Source organism: Phenylobacterium sp., assembly GCF_025351295.1.
Taxonomy (GTDB): domain Bacteria; phylum Pseudomonadota; class Alphaproteobacteria; order Caulobacterales; family Caulobacteraceae; genus Phenylobacterium.
Genome location: NZ_JANXWD010000005.1, coordinates 1 through 17414 on the forward strand (window position 1 = coordinate 1; position 17414 = coordinate 17414).

Here is a 17414-nt window from a genome sequence, read left to right on the forward strand (position 1 = left end):
TCATCCCGCGGCTTGTCCGCGGGACCCATCCCGACCGTCGCGCGAGCGTATCGATGGGTCCCGCGAACAAGCCGCGGGATGACGATCATTGGGAAATGACTGAGTCCCAGAGACATTGGCGCTCTACGCAGCCAGCAGCGAAAGGCCCTCGGATGACCCGCCTCGGCACCCCGCTCTCACCCACCGCCGTCCGGGTCATGCTGCTAGGCTCGGGCGAACTCGGCAAGGAAGTGGCCATCGAGCTGCAGCGGCTGGGGTGCGAGGTGATTGCCTGCGACCGCTACGCCGATGCCCCGGCCATGCAGGTGGCGCACCGCAGCCATGTGCTGGCGATGACCGACGCCGCCGCTCTGCGCGCCGTCGTCGAGGCCGAGCGGCCGCATCTGATCGTGCCGGAGATCGAGGCGATCGCCACCGACGAACTGGCGCGGATCGAGGCCGACGGCCTGGCCACCGTGATCCCCACGGCGCGCGCGGCCCAGCTGACCATGAACCGCGAGGGCATCCGCCGGCTGGCCGCCGAGGACCTGGGCCTGCCGACCAGCCCGTACGCCTTCGCCTCGACGCAGGCGGAACTGGCGGCGGGCGCCGCGGCCGTGGGCTTCCCGTGCTTCGTGAAGCCGGTGATGAGTTCGTCGGGCAAGGGACAGTCCTACGTCGAGCTCCCCGACCAGATCGCCGCCGCCTGGCGCTACGCCCTGGAGGGCGGCCGGGTCGAACAGCCGCGAGTCATCGTCGAGGGCTGCATCGCCTTCGACTTCGAGATCACCCAGCTGACCGTCCGTAGCCTGAAGGCCGGCCAGGTCACCACCAGCTTCTGCGCGCCGATCGGCCACCGGCAGGTGAAGGGCGACTATGTGGAGAGTTGGCAGCCCCAGGCGATGACGCCGGCCGCCCTGGTCCGTTCGCGGGAGATCGCGGCTGCGGTCACGGACTCCCTGGGCGGCCTCGGGATCTTCGGCGTCGAGCTGTTCGTGCGGGGCGACGAGGTCTGGTTCTCCGAGGTCTCGCCCCGCCCGCACGACACCGGCCTGGTCACCTTGGTCACCCAGCACCAGAGCGAATTCGTCCTCCACGCCCGCGCCATCCTGGGCCTGCCCACCGACGTCACCCTGCGCGAACCGGGTGCCAGCGCGGTGATCTACGGCGGGATGGAGGCGCGGGGGATCGCCTTCGACGGCGTCGCCGAAGCGCTGAGTGTCCCCGGCGCGGACCTGCGCCTGTTCGGCAAGCCGGAGAGCTTCGAACGCCGTCGCATGGGCGTGGCCCTGGCGCGCGCCGCGGACACCGATACGGCCCGCGCCCGCGCCACCGAGGCGGCGGGCAAGGTGAAGCCCGTCATCCCTCCTCTTTAGGGGAGGGACAGGCCGCGGAGCGGCCAGGTGGGGAAGTCAGGCTCAAACTCGAGGCTTGAACGCGAGACCCCCACCCCGCTCGACGTCGTCGAGTCGGCCCTCCCCTAAAGAGGAGGGATGGGCGCTAGGGGTTGACACCCGCGCGCTCGCCCCCAAGAAACCGCGCCACAGGAAAACACGAAGGATCTCCGCCCCATGACGGTTCGCGTCGCCATCAACGGGTTCGGTCGGATCGGCCGCCTGGTCCTGCGTTCGATCGTGGAACATGGGCGCCGCGACATCGAGGTGGTGGCGATCAACGACCTGGGGCCGGTGGAGACCAACGCCCACCTGCTGCGCTACGACAGCGTGCACGGCCGCTTCCCGGGAACGGTGACCACCGGCGAGGACTGGATCGACGCCGGCTTCGGCAAGATCAAGGTCACGGCGATCCGCGACCCGGCCGACCTGCTGCACGCCGAGCTCAAGGTCGACATCGCGCTGGAGTGCACCGGCCTGTTCACCGCCAGGGACAAGGCTGCCGCCCACCTCAAGGCCGGCGCCAAGCGGGTGATCATCTCGGCGCCCGGCGATGGCGTCGACAAGACCATCGTCTACGGCGTGAACCACGTGACGCTCACCGCCGATGACCTGATCATCTCCAACGCCTCGTGCACCACCAACTGCCTGGCGCCGGTGGCCCATGTGCTGCAGGCGTTGTGCGGCATCGAGCGTGGCTACATGACCACGATCCACTCCTACACCGGCGACCAGCCGACGCTGGATACGATGCACAAGGACCTCTACCGCGCGCGGGCCGCGGCGATGTCGATGATCCCGACGTCCACCGGCGCCGCCAAGGCGCTGGGCCTGGTGATCCCGGCCCTGGCCGGCAAGCTGGACGGCTCGTCGATCCGGGTGCCGACCCCTAACGTCTCGGTGGTCGACCTGACCTTCGTGCCGGGCCGCAAGGTCTCGGTCGAGGCGATCAACGCCGCCATGTCGGCCGCCGCCGCCGACGGCCCGCTGAAGGGCATCCTGGCGGTGACCGGCGAACCGCTGGTCTCCCACGACTTCAACCACGTCCCCGCCTCCTCGACGGTGGCCCTGCCGCAGACCCAGATGGTCGACGGCGGCCTTGGCCGGGTGCTCAGCTGGTACGACAACGAGTGGGGCTTCTCGACCCGCATGGCCGACACGGCCCTGGCCATGGCGAAGCTGATCTGATCCCCGCCGTCGCGGGGATGAGCGGGGGAGTGGGCCGATGAGTTTCAAGACGCTCGATCAGGCGGATCTCGCCGGCAAGCGCGCCCTGGTGCGGGTGGACTTCAACGTCCCCATGGACGACGGCAAGGTCACCGACGACACCCGCCTGCGCGCCGCCAAGCCCACCGTCGACAAGCTTCGGGCAGGCGGGGCCAAGGTGATCCTGCTGGCCCACTTCGACCGGCCCAAAGGCAAGGTCGTGCCATCCATGAGCCTGCAGCCGATCGTGGCGCCGCTGAGCAAGGTGCTGGGCGTGCCTGCGGCCTTCGCCGAGGACTGCATCGGCCAGAAGGCGCGCGACGCGGTGAACGCCCTGCGGCCCGGCGACGTCCTGCTGCTGGAGAACGTCCGCTTCCACGCCGGCGAAGAGGCGAACGATCCGAAGTTCGCCGACGCTCTGGCCGCCAACGGCGACCTGTTCGTCAACGACGCCTTCTCCGCCGCGCACCGGACACATGCCTCGACCGTGGGCCTGGCGCGCCGCCTGCCGGCCTATGCGGGCGAGCAGATGCGCCTGGAGCTTGAGGCCCTGGACCGCGCCCTGGGCCATCCCGAGCGGCCGGTGCTGGGCATCGTCGGGGGCTCGAAGGTCTCCACCAAGCTGGACCTGCTGAAGCACCTGGTGACCACGCTGGACAAGCTGGCGATCGGCGGCGGCATGGCCAACACCTTCCTCTACGCCCAGGGCCACGACGTCGGCGCCTCCTATTGCGAGAAGGAGCTGGCCGAGACCGCCCGCGACATCATCCGCCTGGCCGGCCAGAACAACTGCAAGCTCTTCCTGCCGCTGGACATCGTGGTGGCGGAAAAACTGGCGCCCGGCGCCCCGGCCCGGGTGCGCGACGTGGGCTCGGTCGACGACGACGAACGCATCCTCGACGCCGGCCCGGAGACCGTCGAGCGCCTCTGCCGCGCCATGAACAACTCCAAGACCCTGGTCTGGAACGGGCCGCTGGGCGTTTTCGAGATTTCGCCCTTCGACAAAGGCACCATGGAAGCGGCAAGGCACGCCGCCGAACTCGTCAAGGCCGGGAAGCTGGTGGCGGTGGCCGGCGGCGGTGATACCGTGGCAGCCCTGAACGCGGCCGGTGTCGCTGGCGATTTCACCTTCGTCTCCACCGCCGGCGGCGCGTTTCTTGAATGGATGGAAGGCAAGGTGCTGCCCGGCGTGGCGGCGCTGAACCAATAGGACACAGGTAAGGACCCGCGGGCGATGGCTCGGATTACGCTTCGACAGCTTCTGGATCACGCGGCCGAGCACGGCTACGGGGTCCCCGCCTTCAACATCAACAACATGGAACAGGGCCTGGCGATCCTGGAGGCGGCCGACGCCGTCGACAGCCCGGTCATCATCCAGGCGAGCCGCGGCGCGCGCTCCTACGCCAACGACACCGTCCTGAAGCACCTGATCGACGCGCTGGCCGAGCTGTACCCGCACATCCCGATCTGCATGCACCAGGACCACGGGAACAACGAGGCGACCTGCGCCACCGCGATCCAGTTCGGCTTCACCAGCGTGATGATGGACGGCTCGCTGAAGGCCGACGGCAAGACGCCCGCCGACTACGACTACAACGTCAAGGTCACCCGCAACACGGTGGACATGGCCCACTGGGTCGGCGCGTCCGTCGAGGGCGAGCTGGGCATCCTGGGCAGCCTGGAGAGCGGCGAGGGAGAGAAGGAGGATGGCCACGGCTTCGAGGGCAAGCTCAGCCACGACCAGCTGCTGACCGACCCCGACCAGGCGGTCGAGTTCGTGAAGGCCACCGAGGTTGACGCACTGGCCATCGCGATGGGCACGTCGCACGGCGCCTACAAGTTCACCCGCAAGCCGGACGGCGACGTGCTGGCCATGACCGTGATCGAGGAGATCCATCGCCGCCTGCCCAACACCCACCTGGTGATGCACGGCTCGTCGTCGGTGCCTCAGGATCTTCAGGACGTGATCAACCGGTACGGCGGCGAGATGCCCCAGACCTGGGGCGTGCCGGTGGAAGAGATCCAGCGCGGCATCAAGCACGGCGTGCGCAAGATCAACATCGACACCGACAACCGCATGGCCATGACCGGCGCCATTCGCAAGGTACTGGCCGAGAACCCCGGCGAGTTCGACCCGCGCAAATACCTCAAGCCCGCCATGGAGGCGATGCGCGGAGTCTGTCGCCAGCGCATGGAGGAGTTCGGCACGGCCGGCTGGGCCAGCAAGATCACCCCGATCCCGATGTCGACCATGGCCAAGCGCTACGCCTCCGGCGAACTGGCCCCCAAGCTCGGCATCACCCGCGCCGCGGCGGAGTAGCGGCGCCGATGCGATAGACTGAGGCGATCCTAATCGAAATTATTATCAATTTTCCAATGAGGGGGAGGTTCGACAATCTGGGGTCCTGACGATCCGCGATGGTAGGACCCCATGGACAAGCCCAAGACCCTGACGACCGCCGCCGGTGTTCCGGTTTCCGACAATCAGAACAGTCTCACCGCCGGCCCGCGCGGCCCGCTGCTGGTGCAGGACCTGCACCTGTTCGAGAAGCACGCGCACTTCAACCGCGAGCGTATTCCCGAGCGGGTCGTGCACGCCAAGGGCTCGGCCACCTTCGGGACCTTCACGGTCACCAAGGACCTCAGCGTCTACACCCGCGCCGACCTGTTCTCTGAGGTCGGCAAGCAGACCGACATCTTCCTGCGCTTCTCCACCGTGGCCGGCGAGCGCGGCGCGGCCGACGCCGAGCGCGACGTGCGCGGCTGGGCGCTGAAGTTCTATACGGCCGAGGGCAACTGGGATCTGGTGGGCAACAACACCCCGGTGTTCTTCGTCCGCGACCCGCTGAAGTTCCCCGACTTCATCCGCACCCAGAAGCGCGACCCGCGCTCGAACCTGCGCAATCCGACCGCCATGTGGGACTTCTGGAGCCTGTCGCCGGAGAGCCTGCACCAGGTGACCATCCTGTTCTCGAACCGCGGCATCCCGAAGAGCTACCGGCACATGCACGGCTTCGGCTCGCACACCTACAGCTTCATCAACGCCGCCCAGGAGCGGTTCTGGGTGAAGTTCCACTTCAAGACCCAGCAGGGCATTCAGAACCTGACCAACGAGGAGTCGGCTGCCCTGATCGCCGGCGACCGCGAGAGCCATCAACGCGACCTCTATGAGGCCATCGAGCGCGGCGACGTCCCGAAGTGGACCGTGCAGGTGCAGATCATGCCGGAGGCCGAGGCGGAGACCACGCCCTACAACCCCTTCGACCTGACCAAGGTCTGGCCGCATGCAGACTACCCGCTGATCGACGTGGGCGTGCTGGAGCTGAACCGGAACCCCGGCAACTATCACGCCGAGGTCGAGCAATCGGCGTTCTCGCCGGCCAATGTGGTCCCCGGCGTCGGCTACAGCCCCGACAAGATGCTGCAGTTCCGCCTGTTCGCCTACGCTGACGCCCACCGTCACCGGGTGGGAACCAATGCCGAGGCCCTGCCGGTCAACCGGCCGAAGTCGGCGGTGAACAGCTACCACCGCGACGGGGCGATGCGCTTCGACGAGAACGGCGGCGGGTCGGTGAACTACGAGCCCAACAGCTTCGGCGGGCCCAAGGAGGACCATGCCTACCGCGAGCCGCCGCTGAAGATCTCAGGCGACGCCGACCGCTACGACCACCGGGCCGGCAACGACGACTATGGCCAGGCGGGCGACCTGTTCCGCCTGATGAGCGACGACCAGAAGCGCCAGCTGATGGACAACATCGCCGGCGCGATGGCCGGCGTCCCGGAGGCCATCCAGCGCCGCCAGATCGCCCACTTCGCCAAGGCCGACCCGGCCTACGGCGCCGGCGTGGCGCACCGGGTGGGGCTGCTGGCCATGGAGCCGGCGGAGTAGCTGCATTTCCCTCCCCTTCATGGGGAGGGACAGCCTGCGCAGCAGGCAGGGTGGGGAGGTGTGGGCCGGGCCGGGGCGTTGGGGATGATCGTGAGTTCCCCACCCGGCTTGCCGTGGGCGAGCTGTCCATCCCCATGAAGGGGAAGGAAATCAGGCCTCTATATCGGCGCCTCGCATCTCCTTGACGAACAGGAACCCCACCACCGCCGTGAAGGCCGCGACGCCGATCGGGTACCAGAGGCCGAAGTAGATGTTGCCGGTCGCCGCCACCATGGCGAAGGCGGTGGTTGGCAGGAACCCGCCCAGCCAGCCGTTGCCCAGGTGATAGGGCAGCGACATGGAAGTGTAGCGGATGCGGGCCGGGAACATCTCCACCAGGGCCGCGGCGATCGGGCCGTAGACCATGGTCACATAGATCACCAGCAGCCAGAGCAGGGCCACCACCAGCGGCTTGTTCATCAGGGCCGGGTCGGCCTTGGCTGGATAGCCGGCGGCCTTCAGCTCGGCGGCGAAGCCCTTGGTCCAGGCCGCCTTGGCGGTCTTGAACGCCGGCTTGGCCAGTGCTGTCCCCTCCAGGCTGGGCAGCGTCTTGCCGCCGATGCGGATCATGGCCGGCGTCCCCGCGGGCGCGGCCTGGTTGGCATAGGACACGCCGGCGGTCGCCAGGGCCGACTTGGCCACGTCGCAGCCGCTGGTGAAGGCGGTCTTGCCGACCGGATCGAACTGCAGCGCGCAGGTCGCCGGATCGGCGACCACGGTGACCGGGGCGCTGGCGGAGGCGGCGGCCAGGGCCGGGTTGGCGGCGGCGGTCAGCGACTTGAAGATCGGGAAATAGGTGAGCGCCGCCAGCACGCAGCCCAGCAGAATCACCGGCTTGCGCCCCACCTTGTCCGACAGCCAGCCGAACACCAGGAAGAACGGCGTGGCCAGCAGCAGGGCGACGGCGACCAGCTGGTTGGTCAGGATGCCGTCGACCTTGAGCATCTTCTCCAGGAAGAACAGGGCGTAGAACTGGCCGGTGTACCAGACCACCGCCTGGCCGGCGGTGAGGCCCAGCAGGGCCAGGATCACCAGCTTCAGGTTGGGCCAGCGGGCGAAGCTCTCGGTGAGCGGGGCCTTCGAGGTCGTGCCCTCGTCCACCATCTTCTGGAACACCGGGCTCTCGTTGAGCCGCAGGCGGATCCACAGCGAGACCCCCAGCAACAGGGCCGAGACCAGGAACGGCACGCGCCAGCCCCAGGCCTTGAAGGCGTCCTCGCCCACCCGGGTGCGGACCACGATCACCACCACCAGGCTGAGGAACAGGCCGAAGGTGGCCGTGGTCTGAATCCACGCGGTGTAGAGGCCGCGCTTCCCGACCGGCGCGTGCTCGGCCACATAGGTCGCCGCGCCGCCGTATTCCCCACCCAGCGCCAGGCCCTGCAGCAGGCGCAGCGCGATCAGCAGCACCGGCGCGGCGATCCCGATGGTGTCGTAGCTGGGCAGCAGGCCCACCGTGAAGGTCGAGATCCCCATCAGCAGCATGGTGATCAGGAAGGTGTTCTTGCGCCCCCACAGGTCGCCCAGCCGCCCGAACACGATGGCCCCGAACGGTCGCACCGCGAACCCGGCGGCGAAGGCCAGCAGGGCGAAGATGTAGCCCGTGACCTCGTTCACCCCGGAGAAGAAGTGGGTGGTGATGAACCCGGCCAGCGAGCCGTAGAGGTAGAAGTCGTACCACTCGAACACCGTGCCCACCGAGGCGCCGGCGATCACCGTCAGGTTGGACGCGCGCGGGGGTATTGCGGCCTCTGCCGTCGTCGCCATCGTGGGCCTCCCCAAACGCACGTCGTTGGCAGGACCGTAGGGCCAACCCCCACGTTCGTCATCCCACGGTCGCCCGCCAGGGCGATCCGGGGGATCCAGGCGGCGGCAGGGTCGGAGGGTGAGTCGGCTTGGGTCCCCCGGATAAGCCTGCGGCTGACCGTGGGATGACGGCGGGGGTCTAACCCTCCGGCAGTTCGCCCATGGCGCTCTGTAGGTAGTTGGCCTCGCCCAGGGCCTTCAGCAGGCCGATCTGGGTCTCGAGGAAGTCGATGTGCTCCTCGGTGTCCGACAGGATCTCGCGCAGCAGGTGACGAGAGACGAAGTCGGCGGCGCCCTCGCATTGCTTGATGCCGTCGACCAGAGTCACCCGTCCGCCGGTCTCCACCGCCAGGTCCGCGGTCAGGCCCTCGCCCACGGTCTCGCCGAGCGCCAGCTTGTGCAGGTCCTGTAGGTTGGGCAGGCCTTCGAGGAACAGGATCCGCTTGATCAGCTTGTCGGCGTGCTTCATCTCGCCGATCGACTCTTCGTAGGTGATCTTGCCCAGGCGCACGAAGCCCCAGTTCTCGTACATCCGCGCATGCAGGAAGTACTGGTTCACCGCCGTCAGCTCGTTGGTCAGCACGGCGTTCAGCAGCCGGATGATGTCCCTGTCGCCCTGCATGTCCGTCCCCTGATGCTGCCGTCGCGCGGACCCTCACGCCCGTCGCGGGAGGTGTCAAAGCCTATGTCTGCAAGTGACTTGCGGTCGCTAAAAAGGCGGCGCGGCGGCGCTATTCGGCCGCGTAGCGCAGCGCCTCGCGCTCTTCGTCCAGCATCCTGCGCATGTCGCAGACGCAACGGGCGCACTGGGGCGCGGACTCGCAGGCCTTGAAGATCTGCGCCGGGCGGCTGGCGCCGGCCGCGATTGCGTCGCGCACCTGGCGCTCGCGGATGCCATTGCAGTTGCAGATGTACATGACGCGCCGACGGCTCCTGGCTGATGATCCAGAGATAGCTTGTTGCGAACGAGTTTGCAAGTCATTCGCAGAACATGCGTCGACCCGAACCGGGGAAGGCCAGAGGCCAGGCGGTTGAGCTGTGCTATAGGCGGTCGCGAGTTTGGAGCCTTGCTGTCATGGACCTCGACGCGCTGATCCTGTCGCGGCTGCAGTTCGCCTTCACCATCGCGTTCCACATCATCTTCCCCAGCTTCACCATCGGCCTCGCCAGCTTCCTGGCGGTGCTGGAGGGCCTTTGGCTGGCCACGGGCCGGGAGACGTTCAAGCGGCTCTACCTGTTCTGGGTGAAGATCTTCGCGATTTCGTTCGGCATGGGCGTCGTCTCCGGGGTCGTCCTCAGCTACGAGATTGGCGCCAACTGGAGCCATTTCGCCGCGGTGGCCGCGCCGGTGATCGGGCCGCTGCTGGCCTTCGAAGTCCTGACCGCCTTCTTCCTGGAAGCCTCGTTCCTGGGCGTGATGCTGTTCGGTTGGAAGAAGGTCGGGCGTGGCCTGCACTTCGCCTCCACAGCCCTGGTCGCCTACGGGACCCTGGTCTCGGCCTTCTGGATCGTCTCGGCCAACAGCTGGATGCAGCATCCGACCGGTTTCACCACCCTGGCGGACGGCACGCTGCGGGCGACCAGCTGGATGGCGGTGATCTTCTCGCCGACCTTCCCCGAGCGGCTCGCGCACATGACGCTGGCGGCCTATCTGACCACCGCCCTGGTGGTCGGCGCGGCCTCGGCCTGGCGGCTGCTGAAGGGGGCCGAGGCCGAGAGCTCCATCGCGCTGCGGATGGCGATCGGCATGTTCGCCCTGGTGGCGCCGGCCCAGTTGCTGGTCGGCGACGCCGCCGGCAAGCGCCTGGAGGAGGTCCAGCCCGCCAAGCTGGCCGCCATCGAGGCCTTCTGGGAGACCAGGACCGAGCAGGCCTTCCACATCGTCGCCTGGCCGGACCGGGCCATCGCCGGCAACCGCTGGGAGATCTCGATCCCCAAGCTCGGAAGCTGGATCACCGCCGGCCGCGCCGACGCCGAATTGAAGGGCCTGAAGGCCTTCCCGCCGGGCGACCGCCCGCCGGTGTTCATCGTCTTCTGGGCGTTCCGGGTGATGGTCGGACTGGGCGTGGCGATGATCGGCCTGGGATTCTGGGGCGTCTGGCTGATCTTGCGCGGCGGGCCGGAGCGGAGCCGGCTGTTCCTGCGCGCCGCGGTCGCCATGGGGCCGGCCGGCTTCGTCGCGGTGGTCAGCGGCTGGATCGTCGCCGAGGTCGGCCGCCAGCCCTGGGTGATCACCGGCGTCCTGCGCACCGCCGATGCCGTCTCGCCGGTCACCGCGGGGCAGGTCTCCGCTTCGCTGCTCGGGTTCATGGTGGTCTATGGGGTGATCTTCAGCGCCGGGGTGATCTACATCCTGCGCCTGATCGCCGCCGGCCCGAGCCTCGAGGACGAGCCGCCCCGGGACACCGGCCGGCCGCCGGGCTCCGCCCTGGGCGCGCTGGACGCCGAGGGCCATGGAGGCCAGTCATGAGCCTGGACCTTCCCCTGATCTGGGCCGGGATCATCGCGATCGCCGTGCTGTTGTATGTGCTGCTTGACGGCTTCGACCTCGGCATCGGCATCCTGTTCCCCTTCGCCACGCCCCGGGAACGCGACGTGATGATGGAGAGCGTGGCGCCGATCTGGGACGGCAACGAGACCTGGCTGGTCCTGGGCGGCGGGGGGATGTTCGCCGCCTTCCCGTTCGCCTACGCCGCCCTGATGCCGGCGCTGTATGGACCGATCCTGATGATGCTGCTGGCGCTGATCCTGCGCGGCGTCGCCTTCGAGTTCCGCCACCACGGGCGCACGCGCGGCAAGCCGTTCTGGACCGCGGCCTTCGCCGGCGGCTCGATCGCGGCCACCCTGGCGCAAGGCCTGGCGCTGGGCGGCTTCATCCAGGGCGTGACCCTCAAGGACAGCGTCTTCGCCGGCGGCCCGCTGGACTGGCTCACGCCCTACAGCGCTCTGGTCGCCGTGGGGCTGGTCGCCGGCTACGCCCTGCTGGGCGCGACCTGGATCGTCTGGCGCACCGAGGGCGAATTGCAGGCCAAGGCCCGCCGCTGGGGCTGGATCGCGATCGGGGCCACGGCGGTCCTGCTGGCCGCCGTCAGTCTGGCGACGCTGTTGCTGCATCCGCGGGTCGCGGTGCGCTGGGGGTTCGCGGGTGGGGTGTTTGACCTCGCCAGATTGCTGCCGCTGACGCCGATTCCGCTGGCCGGTCTCGCCGGCCTGCTGCTCGCCGCCTTCGGCCTCCGGCGAAACCACCACGTGACCCCCTTCCTCGGCGCCTACCTGGTGTTCTTCTCCGGCTACATCGGGCTGGCGGTGGGCTTCTTCCCCAACATCGTCCCCTACGCCATGAGCTACCGGCAGGCCGCCAACGCCGACAATGCCCTGGCCCTGATGCTGGTGGGCGTGGCGATCCTGCTGCCGGCGATCCTTGGCTACACGGTCTGGGTCTACTGGCTGTTCCGCGGTAAGGTGGGGGGCGATGCGGGATATCATTGAGACGCCGCCGGAGCCGGGCGCGGCCCTGCCGCCGCTTTGGAAGCGGCTGGCCTGGTTCGCCGGCCTGTCCTTCACCGGCGCGGCCTCCTGCGCCGCCATCGCCTATGCCTTGAAGTTGCTCCTGCGCTAGGTAGGCTGACAACCGTCCATGGCCGTCTTCATTCCCCCGCCCGATCCGAACACCCCGCCGCCGACCTCGCGCCAGTGGCTGCGCATCTTCGTGTTCGTGGGCATCTTCTTCGGGGTGGTGGTGGCGATGGTCGGCGTCAGCCAGGTCTTGAGGGCCCTGCACGGATAGGGCTTAACCGGCGCATGGCCCTGCCCCCCTGTCGCCTCTACCTGATCACCCCGCCCCGCCTGGACGACCTGGCCGGCTTTGGCCGCACACTGGCCCACACCCTGGACGCCGGCGATGTGGCCGCCCTGCAGGTCCGGCTGAAGGACGTGGGCGACGATATCGTGGCCGCGGCTGCCGAGGTGATCCTGCCGATCGCCCAGGCGCGCGGCGTCGCGGTGATCCTGAACGACCGTCCCGACCTGGCGGCCAGGCTGGGCTGCGACGGCGTCCACGTCGGCCAGACCGACGCCAGCTACGCCGAGGCCCGCCGGATCGTCGGCCCGGACCGGATGGTGGGTGTGACCTGCCACGACAGCCTGCACCTGGCCATGGAGGCGGCGGAGGCCGGCGCCGACTATGTCGCCTTCGGCGCCTTCTTCCCGACGACCACCAAGAACGCGTCCGCGCGAGCCGAGCTGGACCTGCTGACCGGCTGGCAGTCCGACATGCTGACCCCTTGCGTCGCCATCGGCGGGATAGCCGCGGCCAACGTCCGCGAGATCGCCCGGGCAGGGGCCGACTTCGCGGCGGTGTCGGCGGGGGTCTGGGCCTATCCGGACGGCCCTTCAGCGGCCGTCAGGGCGTTGATTCACGAGATCGCGGCGGGCGTCGCCGAGCGTTAGTCCGGCGGCCCGTCCTCGTAGGTCGGGATGCCCTGCGGCGAGGTCACGAAGGGATGGCCGGTCGCCGTATGGGTCATGCGGTGCGGGCCCGGCAGTCGCGGGTCGGCGAAGGCGCCGCCGGCCACGCCGACGATATCCTCCGCCGGATCGTCGAACGCCCACCAGACCGACGATCCGCAGCGTGGGCAGAAGCGGAAGGTCGCCTCACTGCCGGGCCGCCGGAACTCCGCCGCCTCGCCGACCCGGCCCGTCACCTGCGCCGGGCGGAAATAGACGGTCACGCCAAAGAAGCTGCCCGTCCGCCGCTGGCAGCGGGTGCAGCAGCAGGTGGAGACCAGCAACGGCTCGCCCGCCAGCGTCACCCTAAGGCCGCCACAGGCGCAGGTTGCCTCACGTTCCGCCATCGCCGTCTCCTTGCGTTCGCCGGTCTCGGCGACTAGGTATCGCGCCCTCTATCGGCCGCCGAGATCTTTCATACCGTGAGCACCCAAACCGCCCTCCTGAAGGTGATGAGCGACGCCGCGCGCAAGGCGGCGCGGGGGCTGAACCGCGACTTCGGCGAACTGGCCGAGCTGCAGGTGGCCAAGAAGGCGCCGGCCGACTTCGTCTCCGCCGCCGACCTGAAGGCCGAGCAGACCATCTTCGAGGCCCTGACCAAGGCCCGCCCCGGCTACAGCTTCCACGGCGAGGAACGCGGCCTGATCGAGGGGACCGATAAGACCCACACCTGGATCGTCGACCCGCTGGACGGCACCACCAACTTCCTGCACGCCATCCCCCACTTTGCGATCAACATCGCCCTGCAGCGCGAAGGCGCGATCGTGGCGGCGGTGACCTATAACCCGGTGACCAACGAGCTGTTCTGGGCCGAGAAGGGCAAGGGCGCGTTCGTCAACGACCACCGCCTGCGGGTGGCGGCGCGCCAGAAGCTGGACGAGTCGGTCATTGCCACCGGCATCCCCTTCCTGGGCCACGGCCAGCACGCCAGGTTCCTGAAGGAGCTGCACCAGGTCAGCCAGCGGGTGGCCGGCGTGCGCCGGTTCGGCGCGGCGGCCCTCGACCTGGCCTGGGTGGCGGCCGGCCGGTTCGACGGCTTCTGGGAGCGCGACCTCAGCGCCTGGGACATGGCCGCCGGAATTTTGTTGGTCACCGAGGCCGGCGGCAAGGTCACCGACGCCGAGGGCGGGACCGACGTGCTGGGCTCCGGCTCGGTCATCGCCGGCAACCTCGACATCCACCCGCTGCTGCTCAGTCGCCTGACCGCCGCAAAATGAGGCTAAGCTGGCGGGCATGATCACCCGCCGCACTCTCGCCGCCGCCAGTCTCGCACTGGCCGCAACCCCTGCCTTTGCCACGCCGGCGAAGAAGCCGCTGATCATCGCCCACCGAGGCGCCAGCGGCGAGCGGCCCGAGCACACGATCATGGGCTACCGGCTGGCCATCGCCGAGGGGGCCGACTTCATCGAGCCAGACTGCGTGGTCACCCAGGACGGCCATCTGGTCGTCCGCCACGAGAACGAGATCGGCGGCACGACCGATGTGGCCGCCCACCCCGAGTTCGGCGCCCGCAAGACCGAGAAGGTGATCGACGGCCAGAAGCTCACCGGCTGGTTCACCGAGGACTTCACCCTGGCCGAACTGAAGACGTTGCGCGCCCGCGAACGCCTGCCGGCGCTGCGGCCGGGCAGTGCGGCGTTCGACGGCCAGGAGGCAATCCCGACCTACCAGGAGGTGATCGACCTGGCGAAGGCCGAGTCCAGGCGGGTCGGCCGCACCATCGGCACCTATCCGGAGATGAAGCACCCCAGCTATTTCGCCGGCATCGGCCAGCCGATCGAGGCGCGGCTGGCGGACATGCTGAAGGCCAACGGGCTCGACAGCCTGAGCGCACCGGTCTTCGTGCAATGCTTCGAGGTCGAGCCGCTGAAGACCTACCGCAAGCTGGGCAAGGCGCGCCGGGTGATGCTGGTCGCCCAAGGCCCCGGGCCGGTCGACGTGAAGTCCGCGGCCGGGATCAAGGCCATCGCCGCCTTCGCCGAGGGGCTGGGGCCGGAATGGCCGCTGGTGGTCCCGGTGATCGACGGCGCCCTGGGGCCGGCTACAGAGCTGGTGAAGGACGCCCATGCGGCGGGGATGGCCGTGCACCCCTGGACGGTGCGGGCCGAGAACGCCTTCCTGCCCAAGACCCTGCAACGCGGGACCAACCCGGCCGACCACGGCGATGCGGACGCCGTCTACAGGGCGCTGTTCGCCACCGGCATCGACGGCCTGTTCAGCGACTTCCCCGGCCTGGCGGCCAGGGCGCGGGGCTAGGCTTCCTTCAGCGCCTCCGCCAGCAGGCGGCCCTCGGCGCGGCGGTTGGAGCCGGCGCGCCAGGCGACGACAATCTCGCGCGAGGGGTTCAGGGCGTCGATGGGGCGGATGGCGATGTTGGCGGCCTTGGCCAAGCCGGCGCTGACCGCCATCTGCGGCAGGAAGGTCACCCCCAGGCCCGAGCCCACCATCTGCACCAGTGTGGGCAGGGAGGTGGCCTCGAACGGCTCCTCGCCCGAGCCGCTGCGTGGCGGGTTGAGCCGGCAGGCCGACAGGGCGTGCTCGCGCAGGCAGTGGCCGTCCTCCAGCAGGATCAGGGTCTCGCGCTCCATCGCCTCGGGCGTCGCCGACTTCAGCAGGGCCAGCGGGTGGTCCGCGGGCAGGGCGGCCAGCAGCTCGTCGTCGGCCACATGCGCCCATTCCAGGCCGGCCATATCGTAGGGCAGGGCGATCAGCGCCGCGTCCAGCCGGCCGGCCTTCAGCTGGGCGATCAGCCGCTGGGTCAGGTCCTCGCGCAGGAACAGCTTCAGCCGTGGGAACCGCGTGCGCAGCAGCGGCAGGGCGCCCGGCAGCAGGAACGGGGCGATGGTCGGGATCACGCCCAGCCGGAACCGGCCGGTAAGCGGCTGGCCGGCGTTCTTGGCCGCCTCGACCAGCTCCTCGGCCTCGTTGAGGATGATGGTGGCGCGGCGGAGCGCCTCCTCGCCGACCGTGGTCAGGATCACGCCTGAGCGGGCGCGGTCGACCACCGGCGCGCCCAGCGCCCGCTCCAGCTCCTGGATGCCGGCCGACAGGGTGGGCTGAGTGACGTGCGCGGCCTCGGCCGCCTTGCCGAACCCGCCGTGCTCGGCGAGCAGCTTGAGGTACTGGAGCTGACGGATGGTGGGGAGCATGGCGCTAAGATAGATGCATTCTATGCAAAGCAAAATAACTATCGATTGGAATTGTGAGGGGCAACGCCCTATCTCCCTTCCACGGCAGCCGGCTCCCCTCGGCCGCCAGCCATTTCAAGGAGATAAGCACATGTTGGGTGTTGGCCAGACCCTGCCGGACTTCAAGATCGTGGGCGTGAAGCCCAAGTTCATGCGCCACGAAGAAAAGGGCGTGAGCGCCTTCGAGACCCTGACCAAGGCCAGCTTCCCCGGCCAGTGGAAGGTCATCTTCTTCTACCCGAAGGACTTCACCTTCGTCTGCCCGACCGAGATCGCGGAGTTCGCCAAGCTGAACCCGCAGTTCGCCGAGCGCGACGCCGTGGTGCTGGGCGGTTCGACCGACAACGAGCACGCCAAGCTAGGCTGGCGGCGCGAGCATCCCGACCTCAACGAGCTGGCGATCTGGAACTTCGCCGACAACGGCGCGACCTTCGCCCGCGACCTGGGCGTGTTCAACGAAGACGAAGGCGCGGCCCTGCGCGCCACCTACATCGTCGACCCCGACAATGTGGTGCAGCACGTCTACGTCACGAACCTGAACGTGGGCCGCAACCCGCAGGACACCCTGCGCGTGCTCGACGCCCTGCAGACCGACGAACTGTGCCCGTGCAACCGCTCGGTTGGCGGCGAGACCCTGAAGGCCGCGTAAGCCACACACCCGCGACTTCAGCCCGTCCGGGCGGCGTTCTCCCGCGCCGCCCGGACCCCTTCCCCCTTTTTCCGGAGCCATCGCCATGTCCCTCGACACCCTGCGCGAGTCCCTGCCCGCCTACGCCAAGGACATCAGCCTCAACCTCTCCAGCCTCGCGGCCGAGACGGTGCTGAGCGACCAGCAGAAGTGGGGCGCCTTCGTCGCCTCGGCCCATGCCGTGGGCGCGCCGGCCGTGGTGCGCGCGGTTGAGGCCGCCGCCATCGCCGCCGGCCTCGCCCCCGAAGCCCTCACCGCGGCCAAGGCGGCCGCGGCGATCATGGGCATGAACAACGTCTACTACCGCTCCCTGCACCTGCTCTCGAACGGCGAGTACAAGACCCTGCCGGCCCGGCTGCGGATGAACGGCCTGGCCAACCCCGGCGTCGACAAGGCCGACTTCGAGCTGTGGGCCACCGCGGTCTCTGCCGTGAACGGCTGCGGCATGTGCCTGGACGCCCACGAGGCCGAGCTGAAGACCCACGGCGTCACCGCCCCGGAGATCCAGGCCGCGCTGCGCATCGCCGCGGTGGTCAACGCCGCCAGCCGGGTGATCGACGCGGAGGCGGCGCTCGCGGCCTAGCAGGCTGTTGAAAAAGTCGACGGTGAGGGCCGATTTTCGCCCTCTCATGGCCCTTCCGCTCAAACAGGCAAAATCTCGTAGTTGAAATAATTGGGTTTTCTGAATCTCTAGGGCTGCAAACTTGCGCCTCAGGCAC

General features: G+C 68.9%; 19 protein-coding genes. 14 read left to right on the forward strand and 5 right to left on the reverse strand.

Annotated elements, in window-relative coordinates:
- The first annotated feature begins 152 nt into the window (after positions 1-152).
- From purT to Q0R13_RS00660, 5 genes are all read left to right on the forward strand, one after another.
- Positions 153-1355 (forward strand): formate-dependent phosphoribosylglycinamide formyltransferase, encoded by a 1203-nt coding sequence (gene purT / locus Q0R13_RS00640; protein ID WP_293897917.1) that lies wholly within the window; start codon positions 153-155, stop codon positions 1353-1355.
- Between the two features lie 195 nt (positions 1356-1550).
- Entirely contained in the window at positions 1551-2561 is a 1011-nt protein-coding gene (gap, locus tag Q0R13_RS00645) for a type I glyceraldehyde-3-phosphate dehydrogenase (RefSeq protein ID WP_293897920.1), read from the forward strand.
- A gap of 37 nt (positions 2562-2598) precedes the next feature.
- Complete coding sequence (locus tag Q0R13_RS00650; RefSeq protein ID WP_293897923.1) at positions 2599-3789, forward strand: phosphoglycerate kinase; 1191 nt, start codon at positions 2599-2601, stop codon at positions 3787-3789.
- 24 nt (positions 3790-3813) lie between these two features.
- The gene (gene fba, locus Q0R13_RS00655; protein WP_293897926.1) at positions 3814-4899 is read left to right on the forward strand and encodes a class II fructose-bisphosphate aldolase; all 1086 of its coding nucleotides are present in this window, start codon (positions 3814-3816) and stop codon (positions 4897-4899) included.
- 111 nt (positions 4900-5010) lie between these two features.
- Positions 5011-6468, forward strand: a complete 1458-nt coding sequence (locus tag Q0R13_RS00660) for a catalase (protein WP_293897929.1) — start codon at positions 5011-5013, stop codon at positions 6466-6468.
- Between the two features lie 150 nt (positions 6469-6618).
- Here Q0R13_RS00660 and Q0R13_RS00665 read toward each other — a convergent pair whose 3' ends face one another.
- The 3 genes from Q0R13_RS00665 to Q0R13_RS00675 form a co-directional block, all read right to left on the reverse strand.
- Complete coding sequence (locus tag Q0R13_RS00665; RefSeq protein ID WP_293897931.1) at positions 6619-8274, reverse strand: MFS transporter; 1656 nt, start codon at positions 8272-8274, stop codon at positions 6619-6621.
- A gap of 178 nt (positions 8275-8452) precedes the next feature.
- Positions 8453-8935: a bacterioferritin gene (gene bfr / locus Q0R13_RS00670; protein ID WP_293897933.1), complete on the reverse strand. Its 483-nt coding sequence runs from the start codon at positions 8933-8935 to the stop codon at positions 8453-8455.
- Between the two features lie 109 nt (positions 8936-9044).
- Entirely contained in the window at positions 9045-9230 is a 186-nt protein-coding gene (locus Q0R13_RS00675; protein ID WP_293897935.1) for a (2Fe-2S)-binding protein, read from the reverse strand.
- A gap of 158 nt (positions 9231-9388) precedes the next feature.
- On the opposite strand from Q0R13_RS00675, the gene Q0R13_RS00680 reads away from it, so the two are divergent.
- From Q0R13_RS00680 to thiE, 5 genes are read left to right on the forward strand one after another with little or no spacing between them, the layout of a single operon-like run.
- Positions 9389-10783, forward strand: a complete 1395-nt coding sequence (locus tag Q0R13_RS00680) for a cytochrome ubiquinol oxidase subunit I (protein WP_293897937.1) — start codon at positions 9389-9391, stop codon at positions 10781-10783.
- Positions 10780-11802, forward strand: coding sequence for a cytochrome d ubiquinol oxidase subunit II (cydB, locus tag Q0R13_RS00685; RefSeq protein WP_293897939.1), 1023 nt, complete (start codon positions 10780-10782; stop codon positions 11800-11802). Before Q0R13_RS00680 ends, cydB begins: the two co-directional genes overlap by 4 nt.
- Positions 11786-11932, forward strand: a complete 147-nt coding sequence (locus tag Q0R13_RS00690; RefSeq protein WP_293897941.1) for a DUF2474 domain-containing protein — start codon at positions 11786-11788, stop codon at positions 11930-11932. The genes cydB and Q0R13_RS00690 overlap by 17 nt, the downstream gene beginning before the upstream one ends.
- Positions 11933-11950: 18 nt before the next feature.
- Complete coding sequence (locus Q0R13_RS00695; RefSeq protein ID WP_293897944.1) at positions 11951-12100, forward strand: hypothetical protein; 150 nt, start codon at positions 11951-11953, stop codon at positions 12098-12100.
- Positions 12101-12114: 14 nt separating this feature from the next.
- Positions 12115-12762 carry a thiamine phosphate synthase gene (gene thiE, locus Q0R13_RS00700; protein WP_293897947.1) on the forward strand — a complete coding sequence of 216 codons (648 nt, stop codon included), beginning with the start codon at positions 12115-12117 and terminating at the stop codon, positions 12760-12762.
- Here the strand turns inward: thiE and Q0R13_RS00705 are convergent.
- On the reverse strand, positions 12759-13166 hold the full coding sequence (locus Q0R13_RS00705; RefSeq protein WP_293897950.1) for a GFA family protein: 408 nt from the start codon (positions 13164-13166) through the stop codon (positions 12759-12761). The genes thiE and Q0R13_RS00705 overlap by 4 nt on opposite strands.
- Before the next feature lie 75 nt (positions 13167-13241).
- On the opposite strand from Q0R13_RS00705, the gene Q0R13_RS00710 reads away from it, so the two are divergent.
- Complete coding sequence (locus Q0R13_RS00710) at positions 13242-14036, forward strand: inositol monophosphatase family protein (RefSeq protein ID WP_293897953.1); 795 nt, start codon at positions 13242-13244, stop codon at positions 14034-14036.
- Between the two features lie 16 nt (positions 14037-14052).
- On the forward strand, positions 14053-15075 hold the full coding sequence (locus Q0R13_RS00715; protein ID WP_293897956.1) for a glycerophosphodiester phosphodiesterase: 1023 nt from the start codon (positions 14053-14055) through the stop codon (positions 15073-15075).
- Here the strand turns inward: Q0R13_RS00715 and Q0R13_RS00720 are convergent.
- Entirely contained in the window at positions 15072-15968 is an 897-nt protein-coding gene (locus Q0R13_RS00720) for a hydrogen peroxide-inducible genes activator (protein WP_293897959.1), read from the reverse strand. The two genes, Q0R13_RS00715 and Q0R13_RS00720, sit on opposite strands and share 4 nt — an antisense overlap.
- A gap of 130 nt (positions 15969-16098) precedes the next feature.
- On the opposite strand from Q0R13_RS00720, the gene Q0R13_RS00725 reads away from it, so the two are divergent.
- Positions 16099-16656, forward strand: coding sequence for a peroxiredoxin (locus Q0R13_RS00725; RefSeq protein ID WP_293897962.1), 558 nt, complete (start codon positions 16099-16101; stop codon positions 16654-16656).
- 85 nt (positions 16657-16741) lie between these two features.
- Complete coding sequence (locus Q0R13_RS00730; protein ID WP_293897965.1) at positions 16742-17278, forward strand: carboxymuconolactone decarboxylase family protein; 537 nt, start codon at positions 16742-16744, stop codon at positions 17276-17278.
- The last annotated feature ends 136 nt before the right edge of the window (positions 17279-17414 follow it).

Bases quoted from the DNA above. Each gene is read 5' to 3' on its own strand.
- purT (WP_293897917.1), top strand. From the start codon at position 153: ATGACCCGCCTCGGCACCCCGCTCTCACCCACCGCCGTCCGGGTCATG.
- gap (WP_293897920.1), top strand. From the start codon at position 1,551: ATGACGGTTCGCGTCGCCATCAACGGGTTCGGTCGGATCGGCCGCCTG.
- Q0R13_RS00650 (WP_293897923.1), top strand. From the start codon at position 2,599: ATGAGTTTCAAGACGCTCGATCAGGCGGATCTCGCCGGCAAGCGCGCC.
- fba (WP_293897926.1), top strand. From the start codon at position 3,814: ATGGCTCGGATTACGCTTCGACAGCTTCTGGATCACGCGGCCGAGCAC.
- Q0R13_RS00660 (WP_293897929.1), top strand. From the start codon at position 5,011: ATGGACAAGCCCAAGACCCTGACGACCGCCGCCGGTGTTCCGGTTTCC.
- Q0R13_RS00665 (WP_293897931.1), bottom strand. From the start codon at position 8,274: ATGGCGACGACGGCAGAGGCCGCAATACCCCCGCGCGCGTCCAACCTG.
- bfr (WP_293897933.1), bottom strand. From the start codon at position 8,935: ATGCAGGGCGACAGGGACATCATCCGGCTGCTGAACGCCGTGCTGACC.
- Q0R13_RS00675 (WP_293897935.1), bottom strand. From the start codon at position 9,230: ATGTACATCTGCAACTGCAATGGCATCCGCGAGCGCCAGGTGCGCGAC.
- Q0R13_RS00680 (WP_293897937.1), top strand. From the start codon at position 9,389: ATGGACCTCGACGCGCTGATCCTGTCGCGGCTGCAGTTCGCCTTCACC.
- cydB (WP_293897939.1), top strand. From the start codon at position 10,780: ATGAGCCTGGACCTTCCCCTGATCTGGGCCGGGATCATCGCGATCGCC.
- Q0R13_RS00690 (WP_293897941.1), top strand. From the start codon at position 11,786: ATGCGGGATATCATTGAGACGCCGCCGGAGCCGGGCGCGGCCCTGCCG.
- Q0R13_RS00695 (WP_293897944.1), top strand. From the start codon at position 11,951: ATGGCCGTCTTCATTCCCCCGCCCGATCCGAACACCCCGCCGCCGACC.
- thiE (WP_293897947.1), top strand. From the start codon at position 12,115: ATGGCCCTGCCCCCCTGTCGCCTCTACCTGATCACCCCGCCCCGCCTG.
- Q0R13_RS00705 (WP_293897950.1), bottom strand. From the start codon at position 13,166: ATGGCGGAACGTGAGGCAACCTGCGCCTGTGGCGGCCTTAGGGTGACG.
- Q0R13_RS00715 (WP_293897956.1), top strand. From the start codon at position 14,053: ATGATCACCCGCCGCACTCTCGCCGCCGCCAGTCTCGCACTGGCCGCA.
- Q0R13_RS00720 (WP_293897959.1), bottom strand. From the start codon at position 15,968: ATGCTCCCCACCATCCGTCAGCTCCAGTACCTCAAGCTGCTCGCCGAG.
- Q0R13_RS00725 (WP_293897962.1), top strand. From the start codon at position 16,099: ATGTTGGGTGTTGGCCAGACCCTGCCGGACTTCAAGATCGTGGGCGTG.
- Q0R13_RS00730 (WP_293897965.1), top strand. From the start codon at position 16,742: ATGTCCCTCGACACCCTGCGCGAGTCCCTGCCCGCCTACGCCAAGGAC.